A 14,788-nucleotide genomic window follows, 5' to 3' on the forward strand; every position below is an offset into this window, starting at 1 on the left:
GCGCCCCTGAAGGGGCAGGAGAAAAGATCACATCGCGGCATGCCGCCTTTCGATCGCATCCCAAATGCGCGCGGCCGTATCTGTGCCGTTGAACCGGTCGATCGCCACGATGCCGGTGGGCGAAGTCACGTTGATTTCCGTCAGCCATTTTCCGCCAATCACGTCGATACCAACGAAAACCAGCCCCCGCGCCTTGAGTTCCGGCCCAAGCGCCGCGCAGATTTCCTCTTCCGCCGAAGTGAGCGTGCTGGCCTCGGCCGAGCCGCCCACCGCGAGGTTGGAACGGAACTCGCCCTCGCCCGGCTTGCGGTTGATGGCGCCCGCGAACTCGCCGTCGACGAGGACGATGCGCTTGTCGCCTTCCGACACGTCGGGGAGGAAGGGCTGGACCATGAACGGCTCGACCCAGGCGTTCTCGAACATCTCGATCAGCGCGCCGAGGTTCGATCCGTCGGCGGGCACGCGGAACACCGCCTTGCCGCCGTTGCCGTGAAGCGGCTTGATCACGAGGTCGCCGGGATGGCGCAAGTTGAACGCCTTCACGTCCTCGATCCGGCGGGCGATGAACGTCGGCGGCATGAACCGCGCGTAGTCGAGCACGAAGACCTTCTCCGGCGCATTGCGCACAGAAGCAGGATCATTGACCACCAGCGTCTTGCCCGCGAGCCTTTCCAGCAGGTGCGTCGCGGTGATGTAGCCGAGGTCGAACGGCGGGTCTTGGCGCATCAGCACCACGTCGATGTCTTCGACGAGGTCGATCAGGCGATACTCGCCGCGCGTGAAGTGATTGCCCTCGACGCGCTGGACGGTGACGGGCGCGCCCCAGCAGGTCAGGCGGCCGCCAGCGCCGTGCGCGGTGTCGTAGGCCAGCGTGCGCACGTCGTAGTGATAGAGGGTGTGCTCCCTCGCCTGCGCGGCGAGCATCAGGGCGAAGCTCGAATCGCCCGCGATCTTGATCGTTTCGAGCGGGTCCATCTGGACGGCGACGCGCAAAGTCATGGCGGATTCGGGCCTTTCGGAGTCGGGGGTACTTTGGTCGGCGGCGGTCTAGCCGCGTTCGCGCCTAGGTGCGACCTCAATCGCGAGTTTCAAGTCCGCGTCAGCCTCCTGGCTGCCAGGCATTGATGATTCGGCGGGGCCAAACCCAAGGCGCGATCAGGATCACGTCGATGCGCTGGTCGTCGCCGGGACGGGCATAGCGGCTCGCTATCAATTGCGCGGCATCGGCCACGCGCCTGAGCCGCCGCTCATCGATGGCCATGGCGAGTTCCGCCTGCGTCGCCCGCCACTTCACCTCGACGAAGCAGACCGTGCGGCCGCGCCGCGCGACGATATCCACCTCGCCCTTGCGGGTCTTCACCCGCCGCCCGACCACGCGCCAGCCGGTGAGCCAGAGGTAGAGCGCGGCGAGCCATTCGCCCCGTCGTCCATGGCGCTCGGCCCGCTTGCGCCGCTCGCTCATTTGAGTTCGAGTGCCCGGGCATAGAGCGTCTTGCGGTCGAGCCCGGTCGCCTTCGCCACCGCCGCTGCCGCCTGCGATGCCTTGGCGGTGGCCAGGGCATCGCGCAGCAGGGCATCGACGTCCACTTCTCCCAACGGTTCCTCTCCGGGCGGTGCGATCAGCAGCACGATCTCGCCCTTGGGCGGGTGCGCGGCGTAGTATTCCGACAGTTCCTGTGGAGAACCGCTGCGGCATTCCTCGAATTTCTTGGTCAGTTCCCGTCCCACGGCAACCTCTCGCCCCGGCAGCACCGAGGCGATCGCGGCCAGCGACGCGTCAAGGCGCGGCGCCGTATCGTAGAAGATCAGCGTGGCGGGAACCTTACCCAGTTCAGCAAGCATGTCCTCGCGCGCCTTGGCCTTGTTCGGCAGGAAACCGGCGAACAGGAAGCGGTCGTTCGGCAGGCCCGAAAGCGTCATCGCCACGACCGCCGCATTCGGCCCCGGCAGGCTGGTTACCGCGATTCCCCGCTCCCTTGCGGTACGCACGAGGCGATAGCCCGGGTCCGAGATCAGCGGTGTCCCCGCATCGCTGACCAGTGCGACCGGCTCTGCTTCCATCAGCGCCAGCAGCCGTTCGCGATCGCCCTCTCCGGCATGGTCGTCGTAGCGTACCAGCTTCTTCTTCAAACCGAGGTGATGCAACAGCTTGCCCGTCACGCGGGTGTCCTCGCAGGCGACTGCGGAGACGCCGCGCAGGGTCTCGATTGCCCTGAGGGTAATGTCCCCCAGGTTGCCAATCGGGGTTGCGACTATGTAAAGGCCCGGCAAGAGTGTGTTTTCCATCGGCCAGACTCATGGCCCAGATACCGAGGGAGCGGCAAGCTATGTTCGACCTTAAAGGGAACGGGCGCCTCAATCGTCGCAGTCTTCTCGCCGCGGCCGCCATGGCTCTGGTCGCCGGTTGTACCGTGGTGCCCAAGGCGCCTCAGCCCGGCCCGCCGCCCGCGCCCACGCCTCCTCCCTCGCAGAGCGAACTGCCGGTGGACAAGGACCGTCACAGCATCGCGCTGCTGGTGCCGATGACCGGCGCCAACGCCGGTGTCGGCCAGGCGATCGCCAATGCCGCCAACATGGCCCTGCTCGACACCGCCGCGAAGAACCTGCGCGTGACGACGTACGACACCAGCGCCAATCCGGCCGAAGCTGCCCGCCGCGCGGTGACGGACGGCAACCAGCTGATCCTCGGCCCGCTGCTCGCCGACGACATCCCGGCCGTCTCGGGCATCGCCAAGGCGGCGAAGGTTCCCGTCATCTCGTTCTCCAATGACGAGCAGGCGGCGAACCGCGATGTCCTCATCATGGGCAACCTGCCCGGCCAGTCGGTGACGCGCACGGTGCAGTACGCCCGTTCGCAGGGCATCTCCACGTTCGGTGCGCTCGTCCCGCGCGGCGACTACGGCGACCGCACCAGTGCGGCGCTGCTGCAGGCGGTACGCGCCAGTGGCGGTTCCGTGATCGCTCTGGAGCCCTACGAACGCAGCGCCGTCTCGATCGCCTCGGCCGCGCAGCGCGTGAAGGCCAAGGGCGGTTTCGACGCCCTGCTGATAGCCGACAGCGGATCGCTCTCGGTTCGTGCCGCCACGGCCTTCAAGGGCGCCGCGAAGACGCCCGGCGTGAAGATCCTCGGCACCGAACTGTGGAGCGGCGAGCGTGACGTCAACGCCTCGGCAGCACTGGCAGGCGCCTGGTATTCGACCGTGTCCGACCAGCGCTTCGCACAGTTCTCCAAGAGCTACCGCGCGCGCTTCGGTAGCCAGCCGTTCCGTATCGCCACGCTCGGCTATGATGCGGTGCTCCTGACCCTTCGCGTCGCGCGCGACTGGAAGCCGGGCACCCGCTTCCCGGCCGATACCCTGCGCGACACCAAGGCGTTTCCCGGTGGCTTCCTCGGCGTGGACGGCGCGTTCCGCTTCACCAAGGGCGGCCTGATCGAGCGCGCGCTGGAAGTGCGTGAGGTCGGCGCGGGCACGGTGAAGGTGGTCAGCCCGGCGCCGGTGAAGTTCGGGGAGTAAGGCTCTGCCCACCCCGTCCGGCTAGGCAGCAAGCTGCCAAGCCTTCCGGCCCTCCCGCAAGCGGGCGGGCAAAAACGACATGAACTCCCCTCCCGCTTGCGGGAGGGGCTGGGGGCGGGCCGGTTCCGACGCGACGCCTCAGACACTGCGGATAAAGCGCAAACCCCTGCTTGCCCCCACGATTCCGCGCGCCCTATAGTGGCCGCTATGTCCGACGACCTCTTCGACAAGCTCCCCGCCGCCACCGGCGAGTCCTATGACGGTTCCGCGATCGAGGTGCTGGAGGGGCTCGAACCCGTCCGCCGCCGTCCGGGCATGTACATCGGCGGCACGGATGAGCGCGCGCTGCACCACCTTGCGGCCGAAGTCCTCGACAACGCGATGGACGAGGCCGTCGCCGGTCACGCCAACCGCATCGAGGTGACGCTGGAAGAGGAGCCCGGCACCGCCGGCCGCATCACCATCACCGACAACGGCCGCGGCATCCCGGTGGACGAGCATCCCAAATTCCCGGGCAAGTCGGCGCTGGAGGTCATCCTCTCCACCCTGCACTCGGGCGGCAAGTTCTCCGGCAAGGCCTACGCCACCTCGGGCGGCCTGCACGGCGTCGGCATCTCGGTGGTCAATGCGCTGTCAGTGAAGACGCGCGTGGAAGTGGCGCGCAACAAGGAACTTTACGCGCAGGAATTCTCTCGCGGCGTGACGCTCGGCCCGATCCAGCGTGTCGGCGCAGCGCCGAACCGGCGCGGCACGGCCGTCACCTTCACGCCCGACACCGAAATCTTCGGCGACCAGAAGTTCAAGCCCGCGCGTCTGTTCAAGCTGGTGCGCTCCAAGGCGTACCTATTCGCAGGCGTCGAAATCCGCTGGAAGTGCGCGCCTGCACTCGCGGTGGACGGGGTTCCGGCGGAGGCGACCTTCCAGTTCCCCGGCGGCCTTGCCGATCACCTTGCCGAGCAGATCGGCACTCGCGAATGCGTGACCACGCAGTTCTTCTCCGGATCACAGGACTTCCCCAAGGGCGAGGACGGCTCCGAACAAGGCCGCGTCGAATGGGCGATCGCCTGGCCGCTCTACTCCGACGGCTCGTACTCGTGGTACTGCAACACCATCCCGACGCCCGACGGCGGCACCCATGAGCAGGGCCTGCGCGGCGCGCTGACCAAGGGCATTCGTGCTTTCGCCGACCTCGTCGGTCAGGCCAAGAAGGCCAAGGACATCACGCCGGACGACGTGGTGACCGGCAGTGAGGTGATGCTCTCGGTCTTCATCCGCGACCCGCAGTTCCAGAGCCAGACCAAAGACCGCCTGACCTCTCCGGAGGCAGCGCGCATGGTCGAAGCGGCGGTGCGCGACCATTTCGACCACTTCCTCACCGACAACCTCGATCGCGGCAAGGCCCTGCTCGGCTCGGTGATGGAGCGCATGGACGAACGCCTGCGCCGCAAGGCGGAGCGCGAGGTCAAGCGCAAGACCGCTACCAACGCCCGCAAGCTGCGCCTCCCCGGCAAGCTAACCGACTGCTCGGGCGAAGGCCACGGCGAAACCGAACTGTTCATCGTCGAGGGCGATTCGGCAGGCGGCTCGGCCAAGCAGGCGCGCGATCGCAAGACGCAGGCGATCCTGCCGATCCGCGGTAAGATCCTCAACGTCGCATCGGCCACGGCCGACAAGATCCGTGCCAACCAGGAAATCGCCGACCTCGGCCTCGCGCTCGGCTGCGGCACGCGCAAGGACTGCAACGCCGACAACTTGCGCTACGACCGCATCGTCATCATGACCGACGCCGACGTCGACGGCGCCCACATCGCCACGCTGCTGATGACGTTCTTCTTCCAGGAGATGCCGGACATCGTGCGGCGCGGGCACCTCTACCTCGCGCAGCCGCCGCTCTACCGCCTGACCTCGGGCGCGACCTCCGCCTACGCCCGCGACGATGCGCACCGTGCCGAACTGGAAGCGACGAAGTTCAAGGGCAAGAAGGTCGAAGTCGGCCGCTTCAAGGGCCTTGGCGAGATGAACCCCGGCCAGTTGCGCGAGACGACGATGAGCCCGGACACCCGTTCCCTGATCCGCATCACCCTGCCGCAGGAGAGCGAGGGCCGATTCGCAGTGAAGGATCTCGTCGACCGCCTGATGGGCCGCAATCCCGAACATCGCTTCCATTTCATCCAGAACCGCGCCGGCGACCTCGACCGCGAACTGATCGACGCCTGACGGATACCGCCCGATGAACATCCGTTGACCTTCATCCCGCCTGCCGTCAGCCTGCCCGCGATGGTCAGGCCGGGGGCAGGCAATGAGCGGATGGCGGGGTTTTCTCAGTTTCGTGCTGGCACTCGTTCTGGGTAGCGGCACGGCACATGCGCAGGACGATACCAAGGCTTTGCTCAAGCAGCGTGTCGCGGAGGTCGTCGCGGTCATGCAGGGCAAGCGCGATGCCGCAGAGACTTTCGACGCCCGCTTCCTGAACGAAGTTCCGGCCGAGCGCCTTCGTGCCCTCACCTCGCAGATCGCGGCGCAGGGCGGTGCGGTGGAAGGATATGCGGACTTCAAGCGCGAACAGCAGCGTTCGGCCACCTTCACCCTGAAACTCGCCAATGGCACCGCGCCCGCCCGGATCGAACTGGGATCGGGCGACAAGCCCCTGGTGGCGGGCTTTCGTATCTTCGCGGTGACGCCTGCAGGCGACAGCCTCGACAAGCTGGATGCGGATTTCGCAGCCTTGCCGGGAAAGGCCGGGTTCGCGGTCTATCGCCTCGGTGATGACGCGCCGGTGCTCGCCAAAGGCCGCGAGGTGACGACACCGTTCGCAGTGGGCTCCTCGTTCAAGCTCTACGTCCTCGCGGCGCTGGCGCGGCAGGTGAAGGAAGGCAAGCGGCGCTGGAGCGACGTCGTGCCCGTATCGGGCAAGTCCTTCCCGAGCGGCACCGTGCACACCCTCCCCGACGGTGCGCCGGTGACGGTGCATACCCTCGCCAGCCTGATGATCTCCATCAGCGACAATACCGCGACCGACATGCTGGTGCGCCTTGCTGGGCAGGAGGCATTGGCACGCGAAGTCCGCCTCGCCCGGCACGCAAGGCCCGAGGCGATGGCGCCGATAATGACGACCGCGCAGCTCTTTGCCCTCAAGCGTGGCGGTGACGCGGTCACGGAGCGGTATGCCAGCGCCTCGCCGCAGGAACGCCAGCGCCAGCTCGATGCGCTGGACCTCTCGCGGGTCTCCGAGGCCGACCCCGGCGAAGTGTTCGGTCATGGCCCGGTAGCGATCGACCGCATCGAATGGTTCGCCTCCCCCGCAGACCTTGCGGGCGTGATGAACGACTTGCGCCGCCTCGACAGCCGCGAGGCGTTCGACATCCTCGCCATCAACCCGGCGATGGATAGCGCCACCGCCCGCACGCGGGCCTACGTGGGCTACAAGGGCGGCTCGGAAGACGGCGTGATGAGCATGACCTGGCTGCTGCAGGGCAAGTCGGGAGCGTGGTCGGTGGTGACGGGAAGCTGGAACGATCTGAAGGCGCCGATCGACAACAAACGCTTCGAAGTGCTCATGCTGCGACTGGCGAAGCTGGCCGGCTGACCCGTCGCCACAGCACTGCAAACAACAGGCCCAGCACGAGCGGCATCACCGGCAGGGCAAGGTTCATCGCCAACGGCCGCGCGAAGGCTGGCGCGGCGAAGGCGAGGAGGATCGCCAGCTTCTCCCACCCGGCGAAGCCGCGGCGCAGCCCCTCCCCCACCAGCCAGAGTAGCGGGAACGCCAGCAGCACCATGTCGTAGTCGAGCACGAAGGGCGTCACCAGCGGCGCTCCGGCGAGGGCGAGGGCGGCCAGACCATCGGACCAACCCCTTCGCCATGCTGCCCGCGCCAACAGGCCCGCTATCACCAGCGCCACCACCGCCTGCACCGTATAGGCAATCGATGTCGCGGCGCCCAGCAGCTTGAGCGCCGCGAAGGGGCTCATCATCTTGGCGTAGCCGACCGCGCCTGCCGCCATGGCCTCCTCGGCGCGGGCACTGGCGGAGAGCCAGCCTGACCAGACCTCGCCACCGAACAGCAGCGCCGAGGCGGCGGCAAGCAGTGCGGCGGTGAGGACGGCTGCGAGGATCGTTCGCCATTGACCGGTGAGCAGCAGCACGATCGGCAGCAGCAGCCCGAACTGCGGCTTGATCGTCGCCAGCCCCAGCAGCACGCCCGCCAGCACCGGCCGCGTGGGCACGAGCCACAATCCAGCCCCGAGCAATCCCGCGACGAGGAACGCCGTCTGGCCGTGCGTCACCACGATCGGCACCGCCGGGAACGCGAGGAGCAGCAGCCACAAAGGAACCGGCACAAAAAACCGGTGCCACCACGCCCGCACGCTCGCGACATAGACCGCCCCCGTCGTCACCAGCCACGCGGCGAGCGCCGGGAAATAGCCCAGCCCGCCGAGCGGCCAGCAGAATGGCAGGAACGAGGGCGGATAGAAGAAGGCGGTGTAACCGCCCTCGGATGCAAAGAAGGCCCTTTGCGCGGCGATATGCGCGGCGCCGTCGTACACGTCCGCGCCTGCCCGAAGCATGTGCCCGACCGTCCAGAAGCTGATGAAATCGCTCCCCAGCAGGAAGCCGTTGCGATCGACACCGCCATGCGAACTCGCCACCAGCCAAGCGAGCATCGCGACATTGAGCAGCGCGAGAATCCGCAAGTAAGCGCCGCAACGCGCCGCGCCCAGCCAGTCCATCTTTCGCAGGAAATCGAGCCCCATGCGCTCTGCTCTGCAACGCTCGCGCGGGGAAGTCCATCGCCTGCCCGTCGTATCCGGATCGATATTGCCTTGCAGCATCGCACCCCATAAGGCTTAATCAAACGGTTAAAGTCACAGGATGAGCCGATGCAGCGTTTCGAAGGCACCAGCAACTACGTCGCCACCGAGGACCTCAAGGTCGCCGTCAATGCCGCCGTGCTGCTGCGCCGCCCGCTGCTGGTGAAGGGCGAGCCCGGCACCGGCAAGACCGTGCTGGCCGAACAGATCGCCGAGGCTCTCGATGCGCCGCTCATCACCTGGAACGTCAAGTCCACCACCAAGGCGCATCAGGGCCTGTATGAATACGACGCCGTCGCCCGCCTGCGCGATGGCCAGCTCGGCGATGCGCGGGTCCACGACATCGGCAACTACATCCGCAAGGGCAAGCTGTGGGAGGCGTTCACCTCGCCGCGCCTGCCGGTCCTGCTGATCGACGAGATCGACAAGGCCGACATCGAGTTTCCCAACGATCTCCTCGCCGAACTCGATCGCATGGCCTTCGACGTCTACGAGACCGGCGAGCATGTCGCCGCCGTCGAGCGCCCGATCGTGGTGATCACCTCGAACAACGAGAAGGACCTGCCCGACGCCTTCCTGCGCCGCTGCTTCTTCCACTATATCCGCTTCCCGGACCGCGAGACGATGGAGGCGATCGTCGACGTTCACTTCCCCGGCATCCAGAAGGTGCTGGTGCGCAAGGCCATGGAGATCTTCTACGACTTACGCGAAGTGCCCGGCCTCAAGAAGAAGCCCTCGACCAGCGAACTGCTCGACTGGCTCAAGCTGCTGATGAACGAGGACATGCCGCTCGACGTGCTGCAGAACAGGGACTCCGCCAAGGCCATCCCGCCGCTGCACGGGGCCTTGCTCAAGAACGAGCAGGACGTGATGATGTTCGAACGACTGGCCTTCATGGCCCGGGGAAACCGCTGAGATGACCGCATCGTATTCGGGGCGCTGCAACTGCGGTGCCGTTACCGTCGAAATCACCGCGGAGCCGGTTGCCACGCGCCAATGCTGGTGCCGCCAGTGCCAGAAGGCCGCCGGTGGCGGCCCGACTCACAACGCGATGTTCCCGACCGACGCGGTGACGCTGACCGGGGATCGCGGCGAGTTCGTCTACGTCGCGGCCAGCGGCAATACGCTGACGCAGGAGTTCTGCGTGGCCTGCGGCAGTCCGGTCCTCGGCCGATCGAGCGCGCGCCCGCAGTTCCGCACCATTCGCATCGGCCTGCTCGAAGGCGACCACGGCGTGAAGCCCGCGATGGCGATCTGGACGGACGACGCACCGGACTGGGCGGTGATCGATCCGGCGCTGGAACGCTGGCCGCAGCAGCCCCCTGCCCCGGCTCCCACGCCGCAGGACTGATCGGCGGCACCGGGTCATGACCGCAGGGCCGACCACGCACACCCGTTTCGCCGTGATCCGCGCGCGGCTCGAGGGCTTCACGCCGCGTCCGGGCTGGCGCGCGTGGGTCTACGAGTTCCTGCTGTTCGGCTTCAAGCAGGGCTGGGCCTGCCTGTTTGGCGGGCTGCTGCTCGCGCTGCTCCTTGGCACGCACCTGTTCTATCCCGACGATGCGCCGCTCGCCCGATACGATTTCCTGACCATCAGTGCGCTGGCCATCCAGTTGGCGATGCTCGCGCTGCGGCTGGAGACGTTGGACGAAGCCAAGGTCATCCTTGCTTTCCACGTCGTCGGCACCGTGATGGAACTGTTCAAGACCTCTGTGGGATCGTGGGAATATCCCGAGGCGGCGATGCTGCGGGTGGGCGGGGTGCCGCTGTTCTCGGGCTTCATGTATGCGGCCGTCGGCAGCTACATCGCCCGCGTCTGGCGTATCTTCGACTTCCGCTTCACCGGCTACCCGCGCGAGGGGCTTTCAGTGGTGCTGGCTTTGGCGATCTACGTCAATTTCTTCGCGCATCACTGGCTGCCCGACTTGCGGCTCGCGCTGTTCGCCATGCTGGCCCTGTGCTTCGCCCGCACCCGCATCTGGTTCCGTGTCTGGCGGGAGGATCGGTGGATGCCGCTGCTGCTCGGCTGGTTCCTCGTCGCGCTGTTCATCTGGTTCGCGGAGAACCTCGCGACGTTCTCGCACGCGTGGATCTACCCGAGCCAGCGCAGCGGCTGGGCGATGGTCCACTTCGGCAAGCTGGGCGCGTGGTATCTGTTGATGTATATTTCCTTCGTGCTGGTCGCGGCCGTGCATCGCCCCAAGTCACGCGTGACGGCCGAGGCATTTTCCTACACCGCGCAGGACCGGTAGCATGCGCCACATGAACTGCCTGCCGCCCCTCTCCAACCTGTCACCTTACGGTGCACCGAAAGGTCACACGGCACTTTTGAAAAGGCCCGGAAAACCGGAGGTTTCGGGAGTAAGGTTACACATTTTCACCGCTCGTTCCGTGTCAACCCGCAGAGGCAGCGCGCCATGTTCCTGAACTTCATCGACGAACTGCGCAGCGCGGGCATTCCGGCCTCGCTCAAGGAGCACCTCGTGCTGCTGGAAGCGCTCGACAAGGACGTGATCGAGCAGACGCCCGAGGCGTTCTACTACCTCAGCCGCGCGACTTTCGTGAAGGACGAGGGCCTGCTGGACCGCTTCGACCAGGTGTTCCGCAAGGTGTTCGAGGGCATTTTCAGCGACTACGGCCAGCAACCCGTCGAGATTCCCGAGGACTGGCTCAAGAAGCTCGCCGAACGCTACTTCTCGGCCGAGGAGATGGAGGCGGTGAAGGCGCTCGGTTCCTGGGACAAGATCATGGAAACGCTGAAGAAGCGACTGGAGGAGCAGGAAAAGCGGCATCAGGGCGGCAACAAGTGGATCGGCACCAACGGCACCTCGCCGTTCGGGCACTCGGGCTACAACCCCGAAGGCGTGCGCATCGGCGGGGAAGGCAAGCAGGGCCGCGCGATCAAGGTCTGGGAAAAGCGCGAGTTCGCCAATCTCGACAACACCCGCGAACTCGGCACCCGCAACATCAAGGTGGCGCTGCGCCGCTTGCGCCGCTTCGCCCGCGAAGGCGCGGCGGAGGAGCTTGATCTCGACGCCACGATCGCGGGCACGGCGAAGCAGGGCTGGCTCGACGTCGTCATGCGGCCGGAGCGGCACAATGCGGTGAAGGTCCTGCTGTTTCTCGACGTCGGCGGCTCGATGGACCCGTTCATCAGGCTGATCGAGGACCTGTTCAGCGCCGCTACGGCGGAGTTCAAGAACATGGAGTTCTTCTACTTCCACAACTGCCTCTACGAAGGCGTATGGAAGGACAACCGCCGCCGCTGGTCGCAGCGCACGCCGACTTGGGACATCCTCCACAAGTACGGCCACGACTACAAGGTGATCTTCGTCGGCGACGCCGCGATGAGCCCCTATGAGATCAGCCATCCCGGCGGCTCGGTGGAGCACATGAACGAGGAAGCGGGCACGGTCTGGCTGAACCGCGTGGTGCAGACCTATCCGGCGACGGTTTGGCTGAACCCCTCGCCGGAGCGGCAATGGGGTTATTCCGGTTCGACTCGCATGATCCGCGAGATCATGGGCGGAGCGATGTACCCGCTGACGCTCGACGGGCTGGACTCGGCCATGCGCGAGTTGACCCGCAAGAAGGGGTGAGCAGTCAGTTCGCAGACGGCTTGCGCGCGGCCAGATAGAGCCAGTCACCCATGCCCACGAGCGGCCCGAGCTTGGCGGCGGGTGCGAACAGGGCCGCATAGGCGAGCCGCTTGGGCATGCGCGCCAGCGTCGCCGGGGCGCCGAAGGTATAGGCGAGGTCGATGTTGCAATGGCGGGTGCCCGCCACCCGGAAGCCCGCGGACTCCACCATCCTCGCCAGCGTCGCCTCCGAGAACTGGAACAGGTGATGCGGCGGCTCGGGATGGGGCCAGTAGTCCAGCCGGTTCGCCAGCGGGTAGGACAGGCGTGGAAACAGCCCGTCGATGTTGGGCGTCGACAGCACCAGCCACCCGCCCGGTGCGAGGAGGTCAAAGGCAGCGCGCAAATCGGCGGAAGGATCGGGGACATGCTCGATCACGTCGAACAGCGTGAGTACGTCGCACGAACCGGGAGCCAGAGTGGTATCGTGCAATGTGCCCCGCTCGATCCCGAGGCCGGTGCGGCGGTGTGCCTCCTCGGCGGATTCGCGCGAGAATTCGATGCCGGAGCAGTCGAATCCGGCTTCGTGGGCAAGCAGCAAGAACTCGCCGGAGGAACAGCCGACGTCGACCAGTCGGCCTGATGCAACGAAGCGCCGCGTGAACTTCAGGTGCCGCGCCGCGATGGTAGCCATCCGGCGTGAGGCGGTGCTGCCGGGATCATGCAGTTCGGAGTGGTAATCGCTCTCCCCCGCCGAGTAGAGCTTGCGCAGCGCATTCTCATCCGGCGGATTGGAAACGTAGGCGAGATCGCATTGAACGCAGCGCACGAGGTCGTAGCCCTTGGCGCGAAACAATGGCTTCGCGCTCGCACTGCCGCACATGTTGCATTCGGTCATGCTGCCCTCCGATCCGAACCACGGGCAATTCCCTAGGTCGGATTGGTGGACGGAGAGTTAACCTCGCCCTGAGCCTCAAGGATAGAGCAGAAGGCCCGCGATTTCCGCGCGCCATGCCGCTTCATCGGCGACGGCGATGGCTTCGAGATCGTCGGGCGTGGAGGCCGGATCGTCCACCCATTCGCGCAGGGCCGGACCGCCGTTGATGACGTCGATGGCCAGGCGCTCGAACTCGTACTCGTACGGGAAGTCGCGCCAGAGCGGATAGTCGGGATAGAGGCGGCGGATCGCCTTGAAGGCCAGCGCCTGCAACCGCCAGGGACGGAATGCATGGTGATCGTAGAACGCACCCTCGGCGTGGATCATCAGGCCATTGCACAGGCTTTTGGCATGCTTGTGGAAGGTCGGCTCGAACCAGCATTCGCGGATGGCGCAGCCCGCCAGCCATTCGGGCGCGAAGGCCTGCATCTCGGCGAGCACCGCCTTGGCGTCGATGTCCGGCGCGCCGAACAGGACTTCGAGCGGGCGCGTGGTGCCGCGTCCTTCGGAGACCGTGGCGCCCTCGATCATCACTGTCCCGGCATAGGCGCGGGCCATGTTGAGATTGGCGGCATTCGGGCTGGGGTTGATCCAGATGCGATCCTGCGGCCAGCCGAAGCCGGGCGCGGCCTCGGGCTCCCAGCCTTCCATCGCGATCACGCGGTAATCGACGTTCAGGCCGAAGCGGCGGATGAACCAGTGGCCCATCTCGCCCAGGGTCAGGCCGTGGCGCATCGGCATCGGCCCGGCGCCGACGAAGCTCTCCTGCCCCGGCAGCAGCGTGGTGCCCTCGATCGGGCGACCGGCGGGGTTGGGCCGATCGAGCACCCACACGCTCTTGCCCTGCGCGGCGGCCTCTTCCAGCAGGTAGAGCAGCGTGGTGACGAAAGTATAGATGCGGCAGCCGAGGTCCTGCAGGTCGAACAGGAAGACGTCGGCGGTGGACATCATCTGGCCCGTCGGACGACGCACTTCGCCGTAGAGGCTGAACACCGGGATGCCGTAAACCGGATCGGTCTCGTCGAGCGTCTCGACCATGTTGTCCTGCTTGTCGCCCTTGAGGCCATGCTGCGGGCCGAAGGCGCTGGTCACGTTGACCCCGGCCGCGATCAGCGCGTCGAGCGAATGGACAAGGCCCTCGGTCACCGAGGCCGGATGGGCGACGAGCGAAACGCGCTTGCCTTCGAGCGGAGCGCGCAGTGCGGGGTCCGCCAGCAGGCGGTCTATACCGAATTTCATGGTGCGCTCGGTGCCGCAATGGTTGCCGTGAAGCAAGCCGGATCGTGGAAGTCGGGTGCATCGCTGCTGTGGGCGAGCGACCAGTAGCTTTTGGTGCCGCCGTGCTCCTCGATCACCGCCGTGAAGCCGCAGCGCCACGGAGCGGGGGGCAGTCCGGCGGCGGGGATCGCGGCGTCGAAGATCGCCATGTCGGTGCCTTGCCGGATCGTGCACTCGGGTTCGCGCGGCATCGGCCTTTCGACCATGCCCTCGCGCCGGGCCGTGAAGTCGTAGACGTTCCAGCGCTCGGAGGGAGAAAGATTGATCTCGGTGTAGCCCGGTCCGTCTCCGTGCTGGAGGAACAGTTCGAAGCAGGTTGTCTGCCACAGGCCATCCGCCCTGCCCTTGCCTGCAAACGGCAGGACGACCAGTTGTGCCGCACCCATGATCTTCCAGCGCGCGCGTAACCACTCGGCGTCATGACCGATGATCCGCGCCTCCAAACTGCGGACGGCGAGCGGAGGATGTGCGGGGTGGAAGACGAGTTCGGTCATAACCACTCGCTATGCGCTGACGGGGCCGTGTGGCAATGCGGTTCCGGCGATATGCGGCGTCCCGGACGTGTGCCGGGACCGGAGGCTGTCTTCAGGCAATCCCGGATCAGGTCGGGGACGACGGCGGCAGACCATCCATTTATTTCCCCCCCTCCCCGTGCTAGGCGCGCGCTTC

At 66.4% G+C, this 14,788-nt stretch carries 14 protein-coding genes; 7 read left to right on the top strand and 7 right to left on the bottom strand.

Annotated elements, in window-relative coordinates; translation table 11 throughout:
* Positions 1-27 precede the first annotated feature (27 nt).
* From gshB to rsmI, 3 genes are all read right to left on the bottom strand, one after another.
* Complete coding sequence (gene gshB, locus PKE80_RS15925; RefSeq protein ID WP_271183333.1) at positions 28-999, bottom strand: glutathione synthase; 972 nt, start codon at positions 997-999, stop codon at positions 28-30.
* 100 nt (positions 1,000-1,099) lie between these two features.
* The gene (locus PKE80_RS15930; protein ID WP_271183334.1) at positions 1,100-1,462 is read right to left on the bottom strand and encodes a YraN family protein; all 363 of its coding nucleotides are present in this window, start codon (positions 1,460-1,462) and stop codon (positions 1,100-1,102) included.
* Positions 1,459-2,286: a 16S rRNA (cytidine(1402)-2'-O)-methyltransferase gene (gene rsmI / locus PKE80_RS15935; protein ID WP_271183335.1), complete on the bottom strand. Its 828-nt coding sequence runs from the start codon at positions 2,284-2,286 to the stop codon at positions 1,459-1,461. Before rsmI ends, PKE80_RS15930 begins: the two co-directional genes overlap by 4 nt.
* 41 nt (positions 2,287-2,327) lie before the next feature.
* Between rsmI and PKE80_RS15940 the strand changes: the two genes are divergently transcribed.
* From PKE80_RS15940 to PKE80_RS15950, 3 genes are all read left to right on the top strand, one after another.
* Positions 2,328-3,515 (top strand): penicillin-binding protein activator, encoded by a 1,188-nt coding sequence (locus PKE80_RS15940; RefSeq protein WP_271183336.1) that lies wholly within the window; start codon positions 2,328-2,330, stop codon positions 3,513-3,515.
* 207 nt (positions 3,516-3,722) lie between these two features.
* The gene (gene parE, locus PKE80_RS15945) at positions 3,723-5,732 is read left to right on the top strand and encodes a DNA topoisomerase IV subunit B (RefSeq protein WP_271183337.1); all 2,010 of its coding nucleotides are present in this window, start codon (positions 3,723-3,725) and stop codon (positions 5,730-5,732) included.
* Between the two features lie 112 nt (positions 5,733-5,844).
* Positions 5,845-7,101, top strand: a complete 1,257-nt coding sequence (locus PKE80_RS15950; RefSeq protein WP_271183338.1) for a serine hydrolase — start codon at positions 5,845-5,847, stop codon at positions 7,099-7,101.
* Here PKE80_RS15950 and PKE80_RS15955 read toward each other — a convergent pair.
* Positions 7,070-8,269, bottom strand: a complete 1,200-nt coding sequence (locus PKE80_RS15955; RefSeq protein WP_271183339.1) for a glycosyltransferase family 87 protein — start codon at positions 8,267-8,269, stop codon at positions 7,070-7,072. The genes PKE80_RS15950 and PKE80_RS15955 overlap by 32 nt on opposite strands.
* Before the next feature lie 126 nt (positions 8,270-8,395).
* Here PKE80_RS15955 and PKE80_RS15960 point away from each other — a divergent pair, with 126 nt between their 5' ends.
* The 4 genes from PKE80_RS15960 (at position 8,396) to PKE80_RS15975 (ending at position 11,925) form a co-directional block, all read left to right on the top strand.
* Positions 8,396-9,241 (top strand): AAA family ATPase, encoded by an 846-nt coding sequence (locus tag PKE80_RS15960; RefSeq protein ID WP_271183340.1) that lies wholly within the window; start codon positions 8,396-8,398, stop codon positions 9,239-9,241.
* A gap of 1 nt (position 9,242) precedes the next feature.
* A complete protein-coding gene (locus tag PKE80_RS15965; protein WP_271183341.1) occupies positions 9,243-9,677 on the top strand; it encodes a GFA family protein in 435 nt (144 codons plus the stop codon).
* 16 nt (positions 9,678-9,693) lie between these two features.
* A complete protein-coding gene (locus PKE80_RS15970) occupies positions 9,694-10,578 on the top strand; it encodes a DUF817 domain-containing protein (protein ID WP_271183342.1) in 885 nt (294 codons plus the stop codon).
* 165 nt (positions 10,579-10,743) lie between these two features.
* Positions 10,744-11,925 carry a vWA domain-containing protein gene (locus PKE80_RS15975; protein ID WP_271183343.1) on the top strand — a complete coding sequence of 394 codons (1,182 nt, stop codon included), beginning with the start codon at positions 10,744-10,746 and terminating at the stop codon, positions 11,923-11,925.
* A gap of 4 nt (positions 11,926-11,929) precedes the next feature.
* Here PKE80_RS15975 and PKE80_RS15980 read toward each other — a convergent pair whose 3' ends face one another.
* The 3 genes from PKE80_RS15980 to PKE80_RS15990 form a co-directional block, all read right to left on the bottom strand.
* Positions 11,930-12,802 (bottom strand): class I SAM-dependent methyltransferase, encoded by an 873-nt coding sequence (locus PKE80_RS15980; protein ID WP_271183344.1) that lies wholly within the window; start codon positions 12,800-12,802, stop codon positions 11,930-11,932.
* A 75-nt stretch (positions 12,803-12,877) separates the two neighbouring features.
* Positions 12,878-14,080, bottom strand: coding sequence for an exo-beta-N-acetylmuramidase NamZ family protein (locus PKE80_RS15985; protein ID WP_271183345.1), 1,203 nt, complete (start codon positions 14,078-14,080; stop codon positions 12,878-12,880).
* Entirely contained in the window at positions 14,077-14,613 is a 537-nt protein-coding gene (locus PKE80_RS15990; protein ID WP_271183346.1) for a DOMON-like domain-containing protein, read from the bottom strand. The genes PKE80_RS15985 and PKE80_RS15990 overlap by 4 nt, the downstream gene beginning before the upstream one ends.
* Positions 14,614-14,788: the final 175 nt, after the last annotated feature.

Origin of the sequence: Novosphingobium resinovorum, assembly GCF_027922145.1 — a bacterium.
Taxonomy (GTDB): domain Bacteria; phylum Pseudomonadota; class Alphaproteobacteria; order Sphingomonadales; family Sphingomonadaceae; genus Novosphingobium; species Novosphingobium resinovorum.

What these genes read in the sequence shown, in the direction of transcription:
- gshB (WP_271183333.1), bottom strand. Translation starts at nt 999, where the DNA reads ATGACTTTGCGCGTCGCCGTCCAGATGGACCCGCTCGAAACGATCAAG.
- PKE80_RS15930 (WP_271183334.1), bottom strand. Translation starts at nt 1,462, where the DNA reads ATGAGCGAGCGGCGCAAGCGGGCCGAGCGCCATGGACGACGGGGCGAA.
- rsmI (WP_271183335.1), bottom strand. Translation starts at nt 2,286, where the DNA reads ATGGAAAACACACTCTTGCCGGGCCTTTACATAGTCGCAACCCCGATT.
- PKE80_RS15940 (WP_271183336.1), top strand. Translation starts at nt 2,328, where the DNA reads ATGTTCGACCTTAAAGGGAACGGGCGCCTCAATCGTCGCAGTCTTCTC.
- parE (WP_271183337.1), top strand. Translation starts at nt 3,723, where the DNA reads ATGTCCGACGACCTCTTCGACAAGCTCCCCGCCGCCACCGGCGAGTCC.
- PKE80_RS15955 (WP_271183339.1), bottom strand. Translation starts at nt 8,269, where the DNA reads ATGGGGCTCGATTTCCTGCGAAAGATGGACTGGCTGGGCGCGGCGCGT.
- PKE80_RS15960 (WP_271183340.1), top strand. Translation starts at nt 8,396, where the DNA reads ATGCAGCGTTTCGAAGGCACCAGCAACTACGTCGCCACCGAGGACCTC.
- PKE80_RS15965 (WP_271183341.1), top strand. Translation starts at nt 9,243, where the DNA reads ATGACCGCATCGTATTCGGGGCGCTGCAACTGCGGTGCCGTTACCGTC.
- PKE80_RS15970 (WP_271183342.1), top strand. Translation starts at nt 9,694, where the DNA reads ATGACCGCAGGGCCGACCACGCACACCCGTTTCGCCGTGATCCGCGCG.
- PKE80_RS15975 (WP_271183343.1), top strand. Translation starts at nt 10,744, where the DNA reads ATGTTCCTGAACTTCATCGACGAACTGCGCAGCGCGGGCATTCCGGCC.
- PKE80_RS15980 (WP_271183344.1), bottom strand. Translation starts at nt 12,802, where the DNA reads ATGACCGAATGCAACATGTGCGGCAGTGCGAGCGCGAAGCCATTGTTT.
- PKE80_RS15985 (WP_271183345.1), bottom strand. Translation starts at nt 14,080, where the DNA reads ATGAAATTCGGTATAGACCGCCTGCTGGCGGACCCCGCACTGCGCGCT.
- PKE80_RS15990 (WP_271183346.1), bottom strand. Translation starts at nt 14,613, where the DNA reads ATGACCGAACTCGTCTTCCACCCCGCACATCCTCCGCTCGCCGTCCGC.